At 41.9% G+C, this 19,145-nt stretch carries 16 protein-coding genes; 8 read left to right on the plus strand and 8 right to left on the minus strand.

Annotated features, from left to right (window positions below; all coding sequences use genetic code 11):
• A partial coding sequence (gdhA, locus tag PSE69_RS17530) for an NADP-specific glutamate dehydrogenase (protein ID WP_272675300.1) occupies window positions 1–993 on the minus strand: 993 nt, incomplete at its 3' end.
• A 264-nt stretch (window positions 994–1,257) separates the two neighbouring features.
• Entirely contained in the window at window positions 1,258–1,692 is a 435-nt protein-coding gene (gene uspA, locus PSE69_RS17535) for a universal stress protein UspA (RefSeq protein ID WP_004916030.1), read from the minus strand.
• Between the two features lie 473 nt (window positions 1,693–2,165).
• Here uspA and uspB point away from each other — a divergent pair, with 473 nt between their 5' ends.
• Entirely contained in the window at window positions 2,166–2,501 is a 336-nt protein-coding gene (uspB, locus tag PSE69_RS17540) for a universal stress protein UspB (protein WP_004916033.1), read from the plus strand.
• Between the two features lie 120 nt (window positions 2,502–2,621).
• Here the strand turns inward: uspB and pitA are convergent, their stop codons facing one another.
• The gene (gene pitA, locus PSE69_RS17545) at window positions 2,622–4,109 is read right to left on the minus strand and encodes an inorganic phosphate transporter PitA (RefSeq protein WP_004916035.1); all 1,488 of its coding nucleotides are present in this window, start codon (window positions 4,107–4,109) and stop codon (window positions 2,622–2,624) included.
• A gap of 477 nt (window positions 4,110–4,586) precedes the next feature.
• Between pitA and PSE69_RS17550 the strand changes: the two genes are divergently transcribed.
• Entirely contained in the window at window positions 4,587–5,789 is a 1,203-nt protein-coding gene (locus PSE69_RS17550) for an NAD(P)/FAD-dependent oxidoreductase (RefSeq protein ID WP_004916038.1), read from the plus strand.
• A gap of 538 nt (window positions 5,790–6,327) precedes the next feature.
• A complete protein-coding gene (locus PSE69_RS17555) occupies window positions 6,328–7,026 on the plus strand; it encodes a pirin family protein (protein ID WP_004916039.1) in 699 nt (232 codons plus the stop codon).
• Window positions 7,027–7,112: 86 nt separating this feature from the next.
• Here the strand turns inward: PSE69_RS17555 and pckA are convergent, their stop codons facing one another.
• The 4 genes from pckA to PSE69_RS17575 all read right to left on the minus strand — a co-directional run bounded on the left by pckA (window position 7,113) and on the right by PSE69_RS17575 (window position 12,447).
• A complete protein-coding gene (pckA, locus tag PSE69_RS17560) occupies window positions 7,113–8,732 on the minus strand; it encodes a phosphoenolpyruvate carboxykinase (ATP) (RefSeq protein WP_004916041.1) in 1,620 nt (539 codons plus the stop codon).
• Between the two features lie 204 nt (window positions 8,733–8,936).
• Complete coding sequence (gene hslO / locus PSE69_RS17565) at window positions 8,937–9,809, minus strand: Hsp33 family molecular chaperone HslO (RefSeq protein WP_121874968.1); 873 nt, start codon at window positions 9,807–9,809, stop codon at window positions 8,937–8,939.
• An 85-nt stretch (window positions 9,810–9,894) separates the two neighbouring features.
• On the minus strand, window positions 9,895–10,302 hold the full coding sequence (gene hslR / locus PSE69_RS17570) for a ribosome-associated heat shock protein Hsp15 (RefSeq protein ID WP_004916047.1): 408 nt from the start codon (window positions 10,300–10,302) through the stop codon (window positions 9,895–9,897).
• A 51-nt stretch (window positions 10,303–10,353) separates the two neighbouring features.
• Window positions 10,354–12,447, minus strand: a complete 2,094-nt coding sequence (locus PSE69_RS17575; protein WP_121874967.1) for an IgaA/UmoB family intracellular growth attenuator — start codon at window positions 12,445–12,447, stop codon at window positions 10,354–10,356.
• 420 nt (window positions 12,448–12,867) lie between these two features.
• Between PSE69_RS17575 and nudE the strand changes: the two genes are divergently transcribed.
• The gene (gene nudE / locus PSE69_RS17580; protein ID WP_004916049.1) at window positions 12,868–13,419 is read left to right on the plus strand and encodes an ADP compounds hydrolase NudE; all 552 of its coding nucleotides are present in this window, start codon (window positions 12,868–12,870) and stop codon (window positions 13,417–13,419) included.
• 128 nt (window positions 13,420–13,547) lie between these two features.
• Here nudE and mrcA read toward each other — a convergent pair whose 3' ends face one another.
• A complete protein-coding gene (gene mrcA / locus PSE69_RS17585; protein WP_014657121.1) occupies window positions 13,548–16,079 on the minus strand; it encodes a peptidoglycan glycosyltransferase/peptidoglycan DD-transpeptidase MrcA in 2,532 nt (843 codons plus the stop codon).
• Window positions 16,080–16,195: 116 nt separating this feature from the next.
• Here mrcA and pilM point away from each other — a divergent pair, with 116 nt between their 5' ends.
• Genes pilM through PSE69_RS17605 form a run of 4 tightly spaced genes read left to right on the plus strand, consistent with a single transcriptional unit; the run spans window position 16,196 to window position 19,132 of the window.
• Window positions 16,196–17,038 (plus strand): pilus assembly protein PilM, encoded by an 843-nt coding sequence (gene pilM, locus PSE69_RS17590; protein WP_272675301.1) that lies wholly within the window; start codon window positions 16,196–16,198, stop codon window positions 17,036–17,038.
• Entirely contained in the window at window positions 17,025–17,564 is a 540-nt protein-coding gene (locus PSE69_RS17595; protein ID WP_076914766.1) for a PilN domain-containing protein, read from the plus strand. Before pilM ends, PSE69_RS17595 begins: the two co-directional genes overlap by 14 nt.
• Window positions 17,557–18,105 (plus strand): hypothetical protein, encoded by a 549-nt coding sequence (locus PSE69_RS17600; RefSeq protein WP_004916055.1) that lies wholly within the window; start codon window positions 17,557–17,559, stop codon window positions 18,103–18,105. Before PSE69_RS17595 ends, PSE69_RS17600 begins: the two co-directional genes overlap by 8 nt.
• Window positions 18,095–19,132, plus strand: a complete 1,038-nt coding sequence (locus PSE69_RS17605) for a secretin N-terminal domain-containing protein (protein WP_014657124.1) — start codon at window positions 18,095–18,097, stop codon at window positions 19,130–19,132. The genes PSE69_RS17600 and PSE69_RS17605 overlap by 11 nt, the downstream gene beginning before the upstream one ends.
• Window positions 19,133–19,145: the final 13 nt, after the last annotated feature.

Genomic DNA, 19,145 nt, shown 5'->3' on the forward strand with positions numbered 1-19,145 from the left:
CAGCAATTCTGCGGCAGCAGTATCTAATTCGTTTTGTGTCGCACATGGTAGAGCAATATCAACAGGTACACACCAAGGTTGCTGACCTGCTAAGTAGGTTAAGCCAAACTCTTTTGCATAGGCCTCTACACGACCATAATTGTTTTTAATTTCTTCCAAACGCGCTAATTTTTCTGGTGTAAAGCCAGCTTCATCAACAACAGTACCATTTGAGTCGGATGCCGTGACGACTGTTGCGCCAAGCTCCATACATTTTTCAATCGTATACTGCGCAACGTTACCAGAGCCAGATACCGCTACACGCATGCCTTCAAAACCTAAACCATGGCGTTTTAACATCGCATTTGTGAAATACACTAAACCGTAACCGGTTGCTTCTGGGCGAATTAAGCTCCCCCCGAAAGAGAGTCCCTTACCCGTGAAAACACATGAAGTATCATTCGATAATTTCTTCATCATCCCAGCCATAAAACCAACTTCACGACCACCAACCCCGATATCACCCGCGGGTACGTCAGTATCCGCACCTAAATGGCGATACAATTCGGTCATCAGTGCTTGGCAAAAGCGCATCACTTCACCATAGCTTTTGCCTTTCGGATCAAAGTCAGAGCCACCCTTGCCACCGCCCATTGGTAAGGTTGTCAGTGCATTTTTTAGTGTCTGTTCAAAGCCTAAGAATTTTAGAATGGAAAGGTTAACTGAAGGGTGGAAACGCATACCGCCTTTAAATGGGCCGATAGCAGAGCTATATTGAACCCGCCAAGCCCTATTCACTTGTACTTTACCTTGGTCATCCACCCAACAAACACGAAACTGAATCACTCTTTCAGGCTCAACAAAACGCTCAAGTAGTGCTTGTTCACGATATTTAGGATTATTTTCTAAGAATGGCCAAAGTGAGGTAAAGACTTCGCGAACAGCCTGGAGGAATTCAGGTTGCTGAGGGTCTCTTTTTTGTACAGACTCCAAGAACGATGATAGTGAATTCATCTATATCTTCCTTTTTAAATTTTTTGTTGTGATATTCCTCACTCTTTCTTGTGATAATTTTTGGGGAAATGTGAGGTTGATTTGCATTTGCCTATTGAATATATCACTAGTTTGTATTCAAGTTTCAAGGTTTTTTTACTCTAATACAAAAAAATTTTTCTTGACCCGACAATAAGTAACTTAATTTAAATTTTTTAAGCCAAAAAAAACGCCTGCATAAGCAAGCGTTTTTAGCGAATAGTTTTTCATTTTTAACTGAATGGATTATTCATCATCGTCATTCAGTGGAACAATCAACATATCAACATGGACAGTATTAATCAACTGGCGAGCTGAAGACATCAACTTGCTCCAAAAATCTTGGTGGTGACCACAGACCACTAAGTCCATATCATATTTTTTGATTGCATCAACCAAGACCTGACCAAGATCACCACTACCGCTCAATGTTTCTTGAATTTCATAACCTGCGCCTGCGGAGAGGTCTTTGAGTGAATTACGAGTTTCATCCGTGATACGCTGTTGCATGTCGCCCAAATTCACATCAATAAGGCCAGTGTAGAGATCTGAGTAGTTCACATCAACATGGATCATGGATACTTTAGCCCCGTAAGGTTTTGCCATAGAGACGGCTTTATCCAGTAATATTTTACTTTCAGGTGATAAATCTACCGCTACGAGAATATGTTTGTACGCCATAAAGTAAACTCCTTCCGAATGCTGATTTTGTGATAAGTTAAGAGCCTATCCTATTCTTAGCCTCTTAACTCACCAATCGCTTATAAATACTATACCTGCATACTATGATAGATAAGTGTCGTTTTGATCACATCTGTGCAGATTAGCCTAGTGAATCTTTCATCACATAACATTTTAGAAAACAATAACATCATCTCTACAATATTAATATATAAACGAGAGTTATGTGTGATATTTTTCAATATAAACAAGCAGTAGCCTATTTCTTAGATAATCATTCTGTTATTACACACTTTTACCCAATATCTCTTTTTTATCAGCTTAAATTCGGATAAAAATCGCTCAAAAATCCTCGAGTTTGCACTTTTTTTAGGCAACTTATTATCCTACAATAAACAATAAGCTAGCTTAACACTGTGTTTGCTTTATTTCCTTTGTAGCAACAGCGCAAGCTGATACCTAAGGAGGTGAGTATGTTCAGTATGGTTGCCTTGTTCTGGGCTTTATGCTTTTTGTGTATCATCAATATGATACGCTACTTTTCTTCCATCCGTGTTTTGCTTTATATCCTACGGGATACCGACCCGTTGCTTTATCAATCTGTCGACGGTAATGGCTTTTTCACAACCCACGGCCAGTTAAACAAACAGCTAAAACTGGTTCGTTATATCAATAGTAAGCAATACCTTGAGCATTTTGACGATGAGGTCATATTACGGTGTGAGAGGATACGCAAACAATTTCTACAAATTAGTCAGCTAAGTATCTTAGTGATTGTTAGCTTAATTTACCTACTTATTTTTGCTTAATAGCAGGGTAAAAAAACAAACTCGATACTCCACGGTTTTCAAGGCAAAAAAATAGTGATGAACTGAGCAGCTCATCACTATTATGTTGTATTCATTCTATCAACAGTTTGTGAAACTGTTCTAGATAATCATCAATGCAATCCAGTACAAACCACCAGATAGACAGATAGAAACAGGCAGTGTTAATAACCATGCCAAAGCAATACTCTTAATTGTCTTGCTCTGAACACCCCCACCGTCAACGACCATGGTTCCCGCAACTGCGGAAGATAATACCTGAGTCGTCGAAACAGGCATCCCTGTGTAGCTCGCAACACCGATTGAAACAGCGGCAGTCACCTGAGCAGAAACACCTTGCGCATATGTCATGCCTTTCTTACCGATTTTCTCACCGATAGTGACAGCAACGCGTTTCCAACCAAACATTGTTCCGAGAGACAGTGCTAAAGCAACTGAAATAATGATCCACAATGGCGCATACTCAACGGTATACAGTAAGTCATTACTCAATTTTTTCAGCAAGCTTGCATCTTGAGAGCTAGTTTCTGGCAGCTTAGCAACCGCATTTGCGGTATCAGAGATACACATTAATAAGCGACGCATATGATTACGTTGCTCTGGTGATAACTCATCGTAGCTTTGTACGCCATTCAACAGCTTTTGAGCTTGGCTCAGAACGATAGCCGTACGTGAGCTATCACAATGGAACTCTTCGCCAATTTCATCGGTGCCAGTCACTGCTGGTGTATTTTCAATTGCATGGTTGAGTGCTGGTTTATGTGTCTCATAGTATTGTTGCAAGTGAACAACAGCATCATGCGTTCTTGCGATATCGTAACCGCTTGAATTCATATTGACGACAAAACCGGCTGGCGCAACACCAATCAGTACTAACATGATAAGACCGATGCCTTTCTGACCGTCATTTGCACCATGTGAGAAACTCACGCCAACGGCGGAAAGAATCAGTGCAGTACGGGTCCAGAATGGTGGCTTGCGCTTACCATCTTTTTTCTCACGCTCTGCGGGCGTTAAGTGAATACGGCGACGTTTTTTCGTACCACTCCAGTAACGGCGTAGAACAAATATCATCAAGCCCGCGATCACAAAACCAATAGCAGGAGAAAGGATAAGGGACATGAAAATACTGATCATTTTGGGTATGTTGAGGGCATCCACAACCGATGAATCAGTCACAATTGCATTGGTTAAACCAACACCAATAATCGCCCCGATTAACGTATGAGAACTGGATGCAGGGATACCAAAGTACCAGGTTCCAAGGTTCCAGATAATTGCAGCCAATAGCAATGAAAAGACCATTGCTAGGCCGTGAGCTGAACTCACATTAAGCAAAAGATCTGTCGGCAATAGGTGCACAATTGCATAAGCAACGCTTAACCCCCCGAGCAGAACGCCAAAAAAGTTAAAAACACCCGCCATAACAACCGCGAACTGAGCGCGCATTGCACGGGTATAAATAACTGTCGCTACCGCATTCGCGGTATCATGGAAGCCATTTATAGCCTCATAGAACAGCACAAATAACAGTGCCAGTACTAACAGTAGGCCGGTGTAAAATTCCAAACCTGTAAAAAGATGTAGCATAGACGTTAAGCCATTTTATGTTGGTCATGAACGCGGCGCATTATCAGTGACAAACGCTAGCGGTGGAAGCAAAATCTAACCTTTTTTTGATTTCACTACTGTTGAAAAAAGTACAACATGATTATTATCCTATAATTATCAGCATATTACACAATTTGTTTTTATTCTGATTTTTTTTCTCTTTTTCGTTAGAATTTCACGCAAATCAGAGTAAATTCATCTTTTTTGGCGAATATCGAACGAACCGCTGATCTTTTAGAAAAACCCTAAAACCAATTTTGAGTCAGCGTCATTGATTAATCACTGACCAAAAAATAAGCCTAAAAGTTCAGCAGACCCTAATTATAATATGTATTCAATACTTTTCATCAGTTGTTACACGATACATGGTATCGCAACGATAAAAGTTTAACGAACTCTAGCCACTCATAAAATTGTAGTGTCTTTTAAAATCAAACAGATAGAGAATTTCTTATTGTGAAAAATTATGACGTCATTATTCTGGGTGCAGGTGCCGCAGGACTTTTTTGTGCATCACTCGCAGGGAAGCGTGGTTTGAATACACTAGTCTTGGATAACGGAAAAAAACTTGGCAGAAAAATCCTCATGTCAGGAGGCGGGCGTTGTAACTTTACCAATATCTATGCCGAACACAGTAATTACCTTTCCGCCAACCCTCACTTTTGTAAGTCAGCACTTGCTCGCTATACACAGTGGGATTTCATTGCGTTGGTTAATAAATATAATATCCCTTACCACGAGAAAACATTAGGCCAATTATTCTGTGACAATAGCGCCCAAGATATTGTTGATATGCTCGAAGAAGAGTGCCGCTTACCCAATATCACCATAAAATTGCGTAGCGAAGTGACTGGCGTTGAAAAAATAGACAACGGTTTTGTGGTAACAGTGAACGGAAATAAAGTGAGTGCACACTCACTTGTTGTCGCAACGGGCGGCCTATCCATGCCCGGACTAGGAGCGACACCTTTTGGTTATCGAATTGCCGAACAGTTCGGTCATCAGATTTTACCGACCCGCGCAGCGTTAGTTCCTTTTACACTGCATAAGCCGCTGTTAGAGACGCTACAAGTCCTCTCGGGTGTCTCTGTTGCAGCAACCGTTACCTCCGCCGATGGTACTTTATTTAAAGAAAATATTCTTTTTACTCACCGTGGCCTATCTGGCCCCGCTATTTTACAGATCTCCAATTATTGGAACCCCGGAGAGTTTGTAAGTATTAACTTACTTCCTGAACACTCTCTGACGGATTATTTGGCTGAAGAAAAGCAAACACATCCAAACCAATCCCTTAAAACAACACTCGCCAAATTATTACCAAAACGGTTAGTTGAAGTTTTGCAAACGCTAGGCCAGATACCTGATTGCGCACTTAAACAACTTACCCACCCACAAATTGAGACACTGCATAACAACTTACATCAGTGGCAAATACAACCTAATGGTACTGAAGGCTATCGTACCGCTGAGGTCACTTTAGGTGGCGTTGATACCCGCGAAATTTCATCGAAAACGATGGGCTCACTAAAAACAGAAGGATTATATTTCATCGGTGAGGTTTTGGATGTCACAGGCTGGCTAGGCGGTTATAACTTCCAATGGGCGTGGAGTTCGGCTGCAGCTTGCGCGGAAAATCTGCCGTTACATACAGAGCAATAAACTATTTAAAGGCGTAACCTACGCAAAAAATCATTTAAAGCCACGCAATGGTTTTTGCATAAACATGATTAAACGGGGTAATAGCGAGGCATTCTAACCTCAATAATACCCCTACTTTCCCTATGTATCGTTCAAAAATCTCGCTGAACCTATAAAAAGTTAATCCATTGAAAAATAATGGATATTATTTAATTTGATAGAAATCATATAATTGCGATTTTTATTGTAATTTATACGATTTTGATTAAAAAAAACACTTTACAAACGATAGTGATAACTATTATCATCAAATCACTACCTCGACATCACTGATACAGTCACTGTCTTGGCAGTACGACATTGCTCACATTGCTTCCAGTGTTTAGTTTAGCCAGCCTTGTGCTGGCTACTTTTTTATCTCCTGATCTTGTTCAAACTTTTTGAATTCTATGGTCAATCGTAACGGCTTCTCTCTATTATTAAATTGTTTAAACTGTCATCAACAAATTTAGCACTGTTCCAACATCGGTTGGCGATAGGCTTTTAAGGAGATGACACAATGATCTATTTACGCAAAGCAAATGAACGTGGCCATGCTAATCATGGTTGGCTAGATAGCTGGCATACTTTTTCGTTTGCCAATTATTATGATAAGCAATTTATGGGCTTCTCTGCGCTCCGTGTCATCAACGAAGACGTTATCGATGCAGGGCAAGGCTTTGGTACCCATCCTCATAAAGATATGGAGATCCTCACCTATGTTCTAGAAGGCACCGTTGAACATAAAGACAGCATGGGCAATATGGAGCAGATCCCAGCCGGTGAATTTCAAATAATGAGTGCGGGTACGGGAGTACGTCATTCTGAGTACAACCCTGATGATAAAAACCGCCTTCACCTTTATCAAATCTGGATTTTGCCGGAAAAGGCCGGTATCGAGCCACGTTATGAGCAAAAACGTTTTGATTCAAAGGATGGGAAACAGCTGGTGCTATCACCTGATGCGAGAGATGGCTCGCTAAAAGTGTATCAAGACATGACATTGTGGCGTTGGGCGTTATCGAACAATGACACCCAAACCTATGCGATTGCCGACAAACGCGTTGTTTGGATCCAAGTGGTTAAAGGCAACATCGAGGTTAATGGCCAAACTGCCACAACCAGCGATGGCTTAGCGATCTGGCAAGAAGCTAGCCTCACAATGACAGCGAGTGAAGACAGCGAAATTTTACTGTTTGATTTACCTGCGGCTGACTAATAGATGACTGCATGCAGATTTACCCACTCAATAAAAAACAAAGGCCCTGAATTCAGGGCCTTATAATTATTTGTTCAACAAACCCATTACAGTTTAGGGCCTGCTTTCACTAATGCTGCACCTGCTGGCGTGTCAGTATATTTGTCGAAGTTCTTCACGAAACGATCAGCCAAGTCTTTCGCTTTCTCATCCCATTGTGATTTATCAGCATAGGTATTACGAGGGTCAAGGATATTGGTATCAACGCCCGGTAATGCTGTTGGAACTTCCAAATCAAAGATTGGCAGCTTAATGGTATCTGCTTTTTCGATATCACCACTTAAGATAGCGTCAATAATAGCGCGCGTATCTTTAATAGAAATACGTTTACCAGTACCGTTCCAACCCGTATTCACTAAGTAAGCTTTCGCGCCGGCAGCTTCCATACGCTTAACTAATACTTCAGCATATTGTGTTGGGTGCAGTGATAGGAATGCCGCACCAAAACAGGCAGAGAAGGTTGGTGTTGGTTCAGTGACACCACGCTCAGTACCTGCCAATTTAGCCGTAAAGCCAGATAGGAAATGATACTGTGTTTGCTCTGGCGTCAAACGTGAAACTGGAGGTAACACCCCAAACGCATCTGCCGTTAAGAAAATGACTTTCGTCGCGTGACCCGCTTTAGAGACTGGCTTAACAATGTTTTCGATATGGTAGATTGGGTAAGAAACACGCGTGTTTTCTGTTTTCGAACCATCGTCAAAATCAACGCTACCATCCGCCAGTACCGTGACGTTTTCTAACAGAGCATCACGTTTGATGGCACCATAGATATCTGGCTCAGCTTCTTTAGAAAGGTGGATAGTTTTTGCATAGCAACCACCTTCAAAGTTAAACACACCATCGTCATCCCAACCGTGCTCATCGTCACCGATTAGCTTACGTTTTGGATCTGTAGACAATGTTGTTTTACCTGTACCAGACAGGCCGAAGAAAATAGCGACATCGCCTTTTTCACCAACGTTAGCAGAACAGTGCATTGATGCGATGCCTTTAAGTGGCAACAGGTAGTTCATCATTGAGAACATACCTTTTTTCATTTCGCCGCCGTACCAAGAACCACCGATTAACTGCATGCGCTCTGTTAGGTTGAAAGCCACAAAGTTTTCTGAGTTCAGACCTTGCTCTTTCCAATTTGGGTTAGTGCATTTTGCACCGTTCATAACGATAAAGTCTGGCTCAAAACCAACCAGTTCTGCGTCAGTTGGGCGAATAAACATGTTTTTAACGAAATGCGCCTGCCATGCCACTTCCGTGATAAAACGCACTTTTAAGCGAGTGTCCGCATTCGCGCCACAGAATGCATCAACGATAAACAAACGTTTACCTGATAGCTGCTCTGTCACTAAATGTTTTAATTCACTCCAAACTTCTTGGGTCATTGGTTTGTTGTCGTTTTTACCTTTGCCCTGATCAGCCCACCAGACAGTATCACGGGTGACATCATCACGCACAATGTACTTATCTTTTGGTGAACGACCAGTAAAAATACCGGTATCAACCGCAACAGCACCTAACGTGGTCACTGTGCCACGCTCATAGCCTTCTAATCCAGGTTTAGTTTCTTCCTTGAATAGCAGTTCATAACTAGGGTTATAGACAACTTCGGCTACATCATGAATGCCATATTGTTCGAGTTCCTTCGGGGTAATACTTTTAGCGCTCATTATTATTGCTCCTGGTAATCATAACTAATCTACAGATGATCATAATTCTTTACGACTAATTAACAGCGATAGCTATCAAAGAATTGAAAATGTATAATTTTTTTTAATTCATTATGAGACTTAGAGCACGTAATAAGCCTTTAAAATTATAAAAAAAGGGTGCAAAATTGCACCCTCGTCACATAATTAGGTTGCTAAATCGTATCAGTGAAGTTGCTGATTTTGCTCATTTTTCAACCCTTGAATATCGGATTCAATAAATACGTAGTGTGAGCCACAATATTCACACTCCATATCAATTTTTCCATCTTTTTGCAATATATCGATAACATCTTCTTCAGGTAAAGTCATTAATGTGCTTTCACAACGCTCCCGTGAGCAAGTGCAACGAAATTCAACGGATTGTGGGTCGTATAGCGTGACATCTTCTTCATGATATAAACGATGTAGCACCTCTTTGACATCCAGCTCACTCAACTCTTCGCCTTTAATGGTCGCGGTCAACTGCACTAAGTGATCAAAGATATCATGGCTACCTTCATCCGCAGCAGGGAGTACTTGCAGTAACATGCCGCCGGCAATCGCTTTACCTTGTGATTCACCAACGCGAATAAACAAGCGCGTTGGTAACTGTTCTGACTGCATAAAGTAATCATCAATGCACTCTTCTAGCGTTTCACCTTCGATTGCAACAATCCCTTGATAACGCTCCCCTTGATTGGGTGTGATAGTAATGACCATATAGCCATTACCAATCATCTGCTTTAGTGTGCTCCCAGCAACTACGGGGCCATCAACACGTGCAACACCCCGCATTTGTTGTAAGTTATTGCCATTAATAACAGCCAAATTCACTGGGCCATCACCTTGGATTTGTACAGTAATATCACCGTCAAATTTCAATGTTGCGGTAAGCAGGCTGGTAGCAACAAGCAATTCACCTAATAGTCCTTTAACGGCATCTGGGTAGTCATGATTGTTCAGGATCTGCTGAAATGTCTCATCGACAGTGATCATCTCCCCACGTACAGCATGCTGTTCAAAAAGGAAACGGTGGAGTAGGTCTTGTTTAGCCATAATTTCTCTCTATTGCTTATGAGAGGCCTCGTTAAAAACCTCTCACCTTGATTAAAATGTTTTTAAATACGAATAACATCAACGGTTACACGTCATGGGAATTTGTCTGCTTAAATTTTAGCAGGGTTCGACGCTCTTTTTTATCGGGTCGCCGTTCTGGATGCGGCATCGTTAATGCGTTCATCTTCCGAGCTTGGGCCAATTTTTCACGCTGCTCTTGGCTCTCGGGGGTTTCACGATAAAGTAATTGGGCTTCTGGAGCGCCTCTGCGCTGACCACTCACTTCCAATACTTCGACAGTCCGTTCATCATTACCTTGCCTTAGCCTGATTAACGCATTCAGTTCAACAATTTTACCGGGCTTGGTCCTTTGCCCGTTGTAATGAACTTTTCCGCCATCAATCATATCGCGAGCTATCGAGCGTGTTTTGTAAAAACGCGCTGCCCATAACCATTTATCTAGGCGAACTTGTTCTGTAGGTGATTGTTTCATGATGTTATCCTCAGTGCCAATCTTTAAAATGAGGCCTCCATCATTTAGAAACTAACTTTGATTGGAGGGATTGTCTGCCTCAAAGCACTTATCATAATATCGTTTAATATTACGTAATCGCTTTTTATTATTCATGATACGGAATATGACTAAAGTACCATTTAATAACACGCCAATGCCGAGAAAGAGAGTGAATAAGGAACTGATCACATATTGCGACAATACCTTCTCATCCGGTTTGCTATGAAGGGTGATATGTAATGTCCCGTTCGCATCCGTCGACAAATCCGTGATAATACCTTCGACATCAAACGGGGTGTTGATAAGCAAGCCCGCTATCCGTTTAAGCTCCACCCAGCGTTGCAAAGGCGTCATATCATTGAATGTGCTCCCCACGATAAAATCGACGAGCGCTTTATTTTCATCACTGATCAGTAGCACGCCACCCGGTGGAGGGCTATTCAGTTTTGCAGCCTCTTTTTCAACTTCGACTTTGATAAATTCATATGTGGTGACTTCAACTAGCTTTTCCAAGGCCTCGGCACTACCTGCGCGTAATAAAACATGAGCGCCACTTAATTTCCCTGTGGACGCTTTAACAACAAGTGTTCCCCAATCATCGGTGCTGCCTAAATTGGTTAGCGCACTTTTCAGCTTAGAGCAGGCATGTTCTTGGTAACATAACTCGTTGGTTTTCAATATTATTTCAGAGAAATCAAAAATAATATTCATCCCTGATTTCATAATATCACGCTGTAAGCGCGGGTTAACCCCAACACTGTTTTTTTCAGGGTGTAGCTGCTTTTGCACTGTATTAAGTAGCCTAATTGCGCGCTCTATCACTTCAGATTCCGGGTCTGGCGTCAAATTCATATTGTTCCAATACACACCTGAACAATCAAAAGGCGCAAACTGAGCATGATTCGTATCAGACAGATTAGGCGGCCGATAGCACATCCCAACCCCTTTCGCACTTAAACTATCACCAACTTTTAATTTTCGCGTTTCCAGTTCAGCCACATTCATGACCTTGATCTTTTCAGCACCCTCAAGCCATGCAAACCCGAGTTTGATGGGTAAGCACATGGATTGATAGGAAAACATCAAAAATAAAACCAGTAAACCAGTTGCGAGTATCAGGAGATTTTTTTTATATCGCCGATAAGGGTAATAGCGCTCCTCTTCGTGCAATGATAGAAATTGCCCATGCCGCAAAACCTGCCCTGACGGGTACATGTCTATCTGAGTCGCTTTGTTTAACTCATGGTGGATATAAGGTTCCCAATGGGAAGGGTAATAGAGATCGATCCCCCCTATAGAGACGGTCGATGATTGCCTTTTATCTAATTCCCCATACAGTTCCCACCGTTTCGGTTGCCCAAAAACGCACTGCACATCTTGTAATTTCTTAGGGAAGACACGTAAGCGAAAGAGAGCCAATAGGCCCGCAACAAAACAGAAAAAGGCTCCGACAACCCCCCATGACTGCAAAAAAGGAATGGCAATTAGTGCTAAATACCCAAGTAAAAAGCTCAAACAAATCAGTAAAGTGCCTAGCCAACCAGAGGAATGATTTAGCCGATGCTCCTCAATAGTTTCTTTGCGAACACGCAATACTTGAACATTAGGTTCTCCTCTTTCATGAATTGCCGCTTCAGGGGTAACAATTTCCTGAATATCATCAGAGGTCCACTCATAATTAAAATCTTTTAACGAGAAATTATTTAGAGAAATAATTAATGGTAGATGGTTAGTTTCAACTAACTCCATCACATTTTTTTGCTGTAAATAAGGTTCAAGCTGGTGGGGAAGTTTAACTTCAATGGTATCAATAAAATAACGCCAACTATTCGCTTGCTCTTGCCGCAAATTAAATCGAGTGACTGAATTACACACCGTTGCGATCACGGCATTTTTCTTCAATTGCCACGGTGTTTGCTCAGCGCTTTGGGAAGGAAAAGGGTTGGTACGTAAGTACTGAGAGATGATTTGATAGTCGTTATCTATCATCTTCCGGTAAGATGGCTCAGCTTGAGAAGGGATCTGATAGACACCAGAATTCCGCCCCCGCCTGAAATACAGAAAGGAAGCCATTATAGTTAGGCTAATTATAAAAATAGCCATTATAATGACGTAAGTAAGCATTTTTTCCCCAGTGAAATAATATCAAGAAAAGCATAGCAATCACGGCGCTATCGCTATATAAGCCAATTCCTATTCTATTTTTAGTTTTTATGTTAATTTACAATATGTTGTAATTAAAAAATTTTATTTATTAATCTGTGCTCTTTTTATACACTTCATATATACATAAAATAATTCAAGTTGTATGTTTGTATACATGCTAAGTACGCCATTTTAATATAAAACCTAAGAGACGAAGCACTGTACCTTATTATCATACCTCTCACACAACTAGAAGTGCGATAGGTATACTAACAGCATTTTATCAACCCGATAATCTCTATCAATTTTTTTTGATATGGGTCATAGTTAACAACAGTGTAATAGCGACATTGTAGCGTCGCTGATATTTTTATTCACTCACCCTATTCGGGAATTGTTATGACTGAGCTTAAAAAGCCAAAAATCTTGAATATTCAGGATGTTGCTCATTCCAAGTTATTCAGTATCCAATCTGTTGACCTCGAGTTTAGCAACGGCGAAAAACGCATTTATGAAAGGATGCGTCCAGGGAAACGTGAGGCCGTACTCATTGTTCCTATCATCAATGATAGTTTGATCCTAATCCGTGAATACGCTGTCGGTATTGAAGATTACGAATTAGGGTTCCCTAAAGGCGCTATCGATCCCGGTGAAACCCCAATAGAAGCAGCACAACGCGAGTTAAAAGAAGAAATCGGTTTTGGTGCCAATCACATCACACAAGTGGCGAAACTCACCATGTCACCCTCTTACTTCTCTAGTAAGATGAATATTCTCATCGCAAGCGACCTCTACCATGAAAAGCTAGAAGGGGATGAACCAGAGCCTTTACAACAGGTTAGATGGCCAATTGCACGCATGATGGAGTTACTTGAACACCCTGATTTCAATGAAGCGCGTAATATCAGTGCCTTATTCTATCTTGAGCGTTATTTAAAAAAATACAATTAGCGCCATTTTTCCAAATAGATCACCGATTAATTTTTGCGTTAAAAATAAATAGGAAAATCAATACAACGATTTTCCTATTTAACATTTACTCTCTTGTTAGCTCCCCTTTGAACAGGGAGCCAAACACATTAGAACAGTTCTTGGCTTTCGCCACCCTCTTCAAAGATAGTCGTTCCAACCTCTTGAATAGCATGCTCTTTAGGCTCAGTACCCTCAATAAAATACTCTTTACGAGAATTGCCTAGCTTACCCGTCCGACTATCAATAGAAACAGCAATGATCCCTTTCGGTGGCTTCATCATCGTAACCGGTACACCTTCTAAGATTGACTTCATAAAGTCATCCCATATTGGTTGAGCGCTTTTCGCCCCCGCTTCACCACCGCTGATTGCAGTGCGCCCTAAGGTACGCCTATTATCATCAAAACCAATCCAAGCCGAGGCGACAACATCAGGGCCGTAACCGGAGAACCAAGCATCTTTCGAGCTATTCGTTGTGCCTGTTTTACCACCAATATCACGGCGACCACCTAGATCTCTCGCTGCACGCCAGCCAGTACCTAACCAACCTGGTTCACCATAGATATTCGTCATCATTGCATCCCTAATTAAGAACGCTAAAGGTGTGCTGATAACATGAGGCGCATACATATCTTGAGGTGTCGCTTCTTTTGGTGCCGCAGATGTCACTTCCATCGTTGGCTCTTGCTCCGTTGGTTTATCATCTGATTGAGTAATTTCTTCTGTCGACTCGTCATCAACACCTTTAAGGGCGATCGTACGCTCCGTATTTCCATAAATCACTGGAATATCAGTACAATCAGGGCAAGCTATTCTTGGATTAGCTTCAAAAAGCACCTCACCCTCTGCATTCTCAATTTTTTGGATATAGTAAGGGTCAATCAGATAACCACCATTCACCATCACCGCATAGCCTCGCACCATCTGCATTGGCGTAAATGATGGCGCACCGAGCGCTAAGGCTTCAGTCCGATTGATATTTTCCGCAGGGAAGCCAAAACGTGTGAGGTAATCGGCTGCATAGTCAACCCCCATCGCTCTCATGGCGCGTACCATAACCACGTTCTTTGATTCACCTAACCCTTGTCTTAAGCGGATAGGGCCTGCATAACGAGGTGGTGAGTTTTTCGGCCGCCAATCTGACCCTGCTCCCGCATCCCAACGACTGATAGGAACATCATTTAACAGTGATGCCAACGTCAAACCTTTATCCATCGCTGCTGTATACAAGAAAGGTTTGATATTCGAGCCAACTTGGCGTAATGACTGAGTGACGCGGTTAAACTCACTCATATTAAAGTCAAAGCCACCCACTAAGGCGATAATCGCACCATTATTTGGGTTCAATGCCACAAAAGCCCCGTTAACTTCAGGAACCTGTCCCAGCCACCAAATATCTTTTACTTTGCGGATCCAAACTTGCTCACCTGCTTTCATCACCGCATTCACTTTACTTGGCATGGCACCTTGCTGGGTATCGGAAATAAATTTACGCGCCCAACGCACACCCGCTAAAGTGATTTTCTCTGTTGAGCCATCGGCCAATTGCACCGTCGCTTCGCTGTCCGTTGAGGAAAGGACAACAGCAGGTAATAATGGCCCATAAACAGGGGATTTTTTAAGTTTTTCGATAATTTTTTCTGTCGTCCAGGCAGGCTCTCCTGCTGTCCACAACACGTCTGCTGGCCCGCGATAACCATGACGGACATCATAATCAATTAAATTATTGCGTACCGCATCAGTGGCTGCGAGTTGGTCTTTGCGAATAACCGTTGTGTAGACTTTGTAACCGTCAGTATAAGCATCTTCACCATGTTGCTCATACAATGTTTGGCGTGCCATTTCGGCGAGGTAGGGTGCTGAGAAATCAATTTTCGGTGCGTGATAAGACGCTTCAATTCGCTCATTTTTTGCCTGTTCATATTCCGCTTGGGTGATGTATTTTTCTTCTAGCATACGCCCAAGCACCACATTACGACGGCTAATCGCTTTTTCATAAGAGAATAAAGGATTTGATGTCGAAGGTGCTTTTGGTAAGCCCGCGATCATCGCCATTTCACTGAGCGTTAATTCATTGACCGTTTTACCAAAATACACATACGCGGCTGCGCCAACCCCATATGCACGGTTACCAAGGTAAATTTTATTGAGATACAGTTCCATGATCTCATTTTTGGTGAATAACTGCTCAATTCTCACCGCAAGAAAGACCTCTTTTACCTTACGCATTATGGTTCTTTCTGGGCTTAAGTAAAAGTTTCTGGCTAATTGCTGGGTGATTGTACTCGCCCCTTGGGAAGCACGACCCGAAGATGCCATTACCGTAACGGCACGGAAAATACCCACAGGGTCGATACCATGATGCTCATAAAAACGGCTATCTTCCGTTGCAATAAAGGCCTTGATCATCAGGGGTGGGATATCAGCTAATGGCAGCGGAATACGGCGTTTTTCACCATATTGTGCAATTAATTCACCATCAGCACTGAAGATTTGCATCGGCGTTTGTAGGCGGATGTCTTTCATTGTTGCGACGTCAGGTAACTCATTTTCGACATATTTGTACATGCCAAAAATCGAGGCGGTTCCCAAAAAAATGCAACAAATAACAATAATAAAAAAATATTTTACGAACTTCACCGGATAATTCCCATACTCAACAGACAGGAGGGTTTAGATATAGCTGGCGCGTAGTATAAAGCTTATACAGCTCAATAGAAATCGTAATTTATTTGTTGATGATAAGGAAATTATCTATGTATTCACAAAAATGGAACATCGGAATAGACCTTTGCCAAGCCTCAATTCAACTTGTTGCCACAAAACAAAACCGCAAACGGCGGTACTTATGCGAGTGTTGGCAACATAATATTCTAAACGAAATCACCAGCCAATCTGAACATGATAGATACGAGATGCTACTGAAAATTTTAATACAATGGCGTCGGAAATTACCTAAAAATTGTCAGGTCTCAATGGCATTTTCTGCTCTGAGAACATTAAAACAGCAAGTGACTTTACCTGAACAAGTGACTTTAAAGCAACCTGAGCTAGGTTGGTACTTACAAAGCTGCGCCGAAAAATTGTTTCCACTAAGTTCAGAAGATTTGGTGATCGATTATCGTGTGATAGACAATCGAGCCTACCTAAACGGGGTACGTAAGTCAGAGATCGTGTTTTGGCAAAATTTATTACATGACAGTGGCTTCTTGCTAACCGCAATTGATGTCGCCCCTTGTGTCTTACGTTACATTGCACGCTATGCTGGGTTACCCGATGAAAGTTGGCTAATACATTATCGCCAAGGGGAGTGGCTATGGACTGGCCCCGTCAGTCAACCTGCAACTTATAATCAAATCCAAGAAAATGACATCACCACACTTCCACAAATTATCGCTCTACTCAATGAAAACAATGGGCCACTAAAATTACCTCTCTATTATATCGGCGATCACCATAAGTCTCAGGCAGTACATTCATGGAGCCTATTGCAAGCCTTTCATAACCATACCGTTAAGCTCCCTCACCAACTCGGTGATTTTGTGGTTGCAACAGGTTTAGCGTTACGCGATAAGGATCGTGACCATGTATCAAGTTAATTTTTTACCTTGGCGGCAACAGTGTATTACTCGCAATAAACGGCGGTGTTTCGCGCTATTTATTCTGCAAAGTTGTCTAGTCGCGATCGTGGTTATCTACAATTCTTCACAACAGCAGTTCGAACAAACACAGTGGCAGATCACCAAAATGCAACTCGAACAACATGTCGCGCAAAAGCAGCAACAGATAAAGGTGATTAACGAAAAACAAGCCAAGCTCGCTGAATGGCAAACGCACCGACAACACCTTAATCGGCAAGCACAAAGTAACCGAACTCGGTTAAATCTTCTTTATAAGCTGCCTGAACTTACACCGCAAAAAAGCTGGCTCGCGAAGGTTTCACTCACTGGTAATAACCTAGAAATAGCTGCTGTTAGCTATGATTTTCACGATATTAGCCAATTGATCACTCGCTTAGAAAGCAACCCGTTATTGCATCAAGTACAACTCATAAAAATGGGGAAAACTCGTCAGGTTAACTACTTGCATGTAAGTGCACACTATCAGGAGGAGACGAATGAATGATAATGCCTCTGGGTTTTGGTATCGCCCTTTTTGGCAACAAACTATTCCTCTTTGGGTTGCTACGATTGCTATCTTACTGGCTTACACCTTTTTTTATTGGCAGGAAGTGGAGTCTCAACTGACTGAACTTAAAAATAAAACTCAGCATATCGCCTCTCAATCACAACAATATACGCAGGCACTAACACAACTTCCTTCACTCCATCAACTTGAGCAACAAATGGTGGCTCTGGAGCAAGAATTAACATTATCAAAACAAAACGCAACACAATTTGTGGCTCATATACAACACATGGTTACCCAAACAAAGGTCGTACTTAACCGTTTACAACCCTCGGCGGCTGTAGCGGCCAATGAGCAGCGTTATCAGGTTGAAGTTCAAGGTGATTACCCGCAAATTTACCGCTTCATCCATGCCATTATCACGCCCGCATCATACCAAACAGGTCTCATTTCTGAGGTACGTTTTTCGCCTCGCAATGGCGAGTTAACAGCCACATTCACCCTCTCATTTATCAAGGATGATATTAATGAACAATAAACTGTTTTTAGCTGTAATCATTGTTTTTACTATTCCCTTAAACGTGATCGCTCAAGAGATGCGCGACCCCTTCATCCCTCTGCCTTTAGATGAAACTCACCAAAAGCTCGCCTCTCCCTCACCAACTCCCTCTCATCAACCCGTCGAGAATCCATTCATCGAAAAAATCTTTAAACTCACATCCATAAGTGCAACAGATGCCCTCGAACAGTTAAAACACCCTGAAAATGCTTTATTATCGAGCCAAGCTACCGCCATCAGCCACTTTGCAACAAATAGTTTAGTGATAAAAGAGACAAAAACCCGCTTACAACTGATTGAAGAGTGGTTAAAGCAACTTGATGTTCCTAAACAGCAAGTCCAAATTACCGCACACATTATCAGCAGCAGCCGGACAGCCCTGCAAGAGTTAGGCTTGGAGTGGGGAATGTTATCGGGTAGCCCCAATAATAGCCGCTACCAGCGTTATAACCGCTATGACTCTTCATCAGGTCAGTTTAATTTACTTCGGCTGGGCGAAGGGCTGTTAGAACTTAAACTTAATGCTTTAGAAAAAGAAAATTTGCTCTCTATTATCGCAAGCCCTCGTTTGATGGCTTCACACAAACACCCCGCCAGTATTCAGCAAGGGTCTGAAATCCCCTATGTCACTAGCACAGAAAAGAAAACACACGTTCAGTTTAAAGATGCGGTATTAGGAATGGAGGTCACGCCAACTCTCTCACGCGGAGATCACGTTGAGCTACTATTGAAAATCAGTCATAACTCCCCTGATAAAGCGATTACCACCAGTGATGAACACTATTTAGCGATCAATAAGCAAGAAATCGCTACCTCTGTCACGATACGCAACAATGAAACATTGATACTCGGCGGCATTTTTCAACAGAAGCAAGAAAAAACAGAAACAGGCCTACCTTTTCTTTCCAACATTCCCCTTTTGGGAAAGTTATTTACCAATACAGGTGAACATATTGACCGTAGAGTTCTTGTGGTTTTTATCACACCAAAGCTGATCAATATTTAGATAAAAAAATAAT

The sequence above is a fragment of the Providencia sp. PROV122 genome (assembly GCF_028482365.1).
Lineage (GTDB): Bacteria > Pseudomonadota > Gammaproteobacteria > Enterobacterales > Enterobacteriaceae > Providencia > Providencia stuartii.

Excerpts from the sequence above, each read along its gene's own strand:
- uspA (WP_004916030.1), bottom strand. The coding sequence starts at position 1,692 with ATGGCGTACAAACATATTCTCGTAGCGGTAGATTTATCACCTGAAAGT.
- uspB (WP_004916033.1), top strand. The coding sequence starts at position 2,166 with ATGTTCAGTATGGTTGCCTTGTTCTGGGCTTTATGCTTTTTGTGTATC.
- pitA (WP_004916035.1), bottom strand. The coding sequence starts at position 4,109 with ATGCTACATCTTTTTACAGGTTTGGAATTTTACACCGGCCTACTGTTA.
- PSE69_RS17555 (WP_004916039.1), top strand. The coding sequence starts at position 6,328 with ATGATCTATTTACGCAAAGCAAATGAACGTGGCCATGCTAATCATGGT.
- pckA (WP_004916041.1), bottom strand. The coding sequence starts at position 8,732 with ATGAGCGCTAAAAGTATTACCCCGAAGGAACTCGAACAATATGGCATT.
- hslO (WP_121874968.1), bottom strand. The coding sequence starts at position 9,809 with ATGGCTAAACAAGACCTACTCCACCGTTTCCTTTTTGAACAGCATGCT.
- hslR (WP_004916047.1), bottom strand. The coding sequence starts at position 10,302 with ATGAAACAATCACCTACAGAACAAGTTCGCCTAGATAAATGGTTATGG.
- PSE69_RS17575 (WP_121874967.1), bottom strand. The coding sequence starts at position 12,447 with ATGCTTACTTACGTCATTATAATGGCTATTTTTATAATTAGCCTAACT.
- nudE (WP_004916049.1), top strand. The coding sequence starts at position 12,868 with ATGACTGAGCTTAAAAAGCCAAAAATCTTGAATATTCAGGATGTTGCT.
- pilM (WP_272675301.1), top strand. The coding sequence starts at position 16,196 with ATGTATTCACAAAAATGGAACATCGGAATAGACCTTTGCCAAGCCTCA.
- PSE69_RS17595 (WP_076914766.1), top strand. The coding sequence starts at position 17,025 with ATGTATCAAGTTAATTTTTTACCTTGGCGGCAACAGTGTATTACTCGC.
- PSE69_RS17600 (WP_004916055.1), top strand. The coding sequence starts at position 17,557 with ATGAATGATAATGCCTCTGGGTTTTGGTATCGCCCTTTTTGGCAACAA.
- PSE69_RS17605 (WP_014657124.1), top strand. The coding sequence starts at position 18,095 with ATGAACAATAAACTGTTTTTAGCTGTAATCATTGTTTTTACTATTCCC.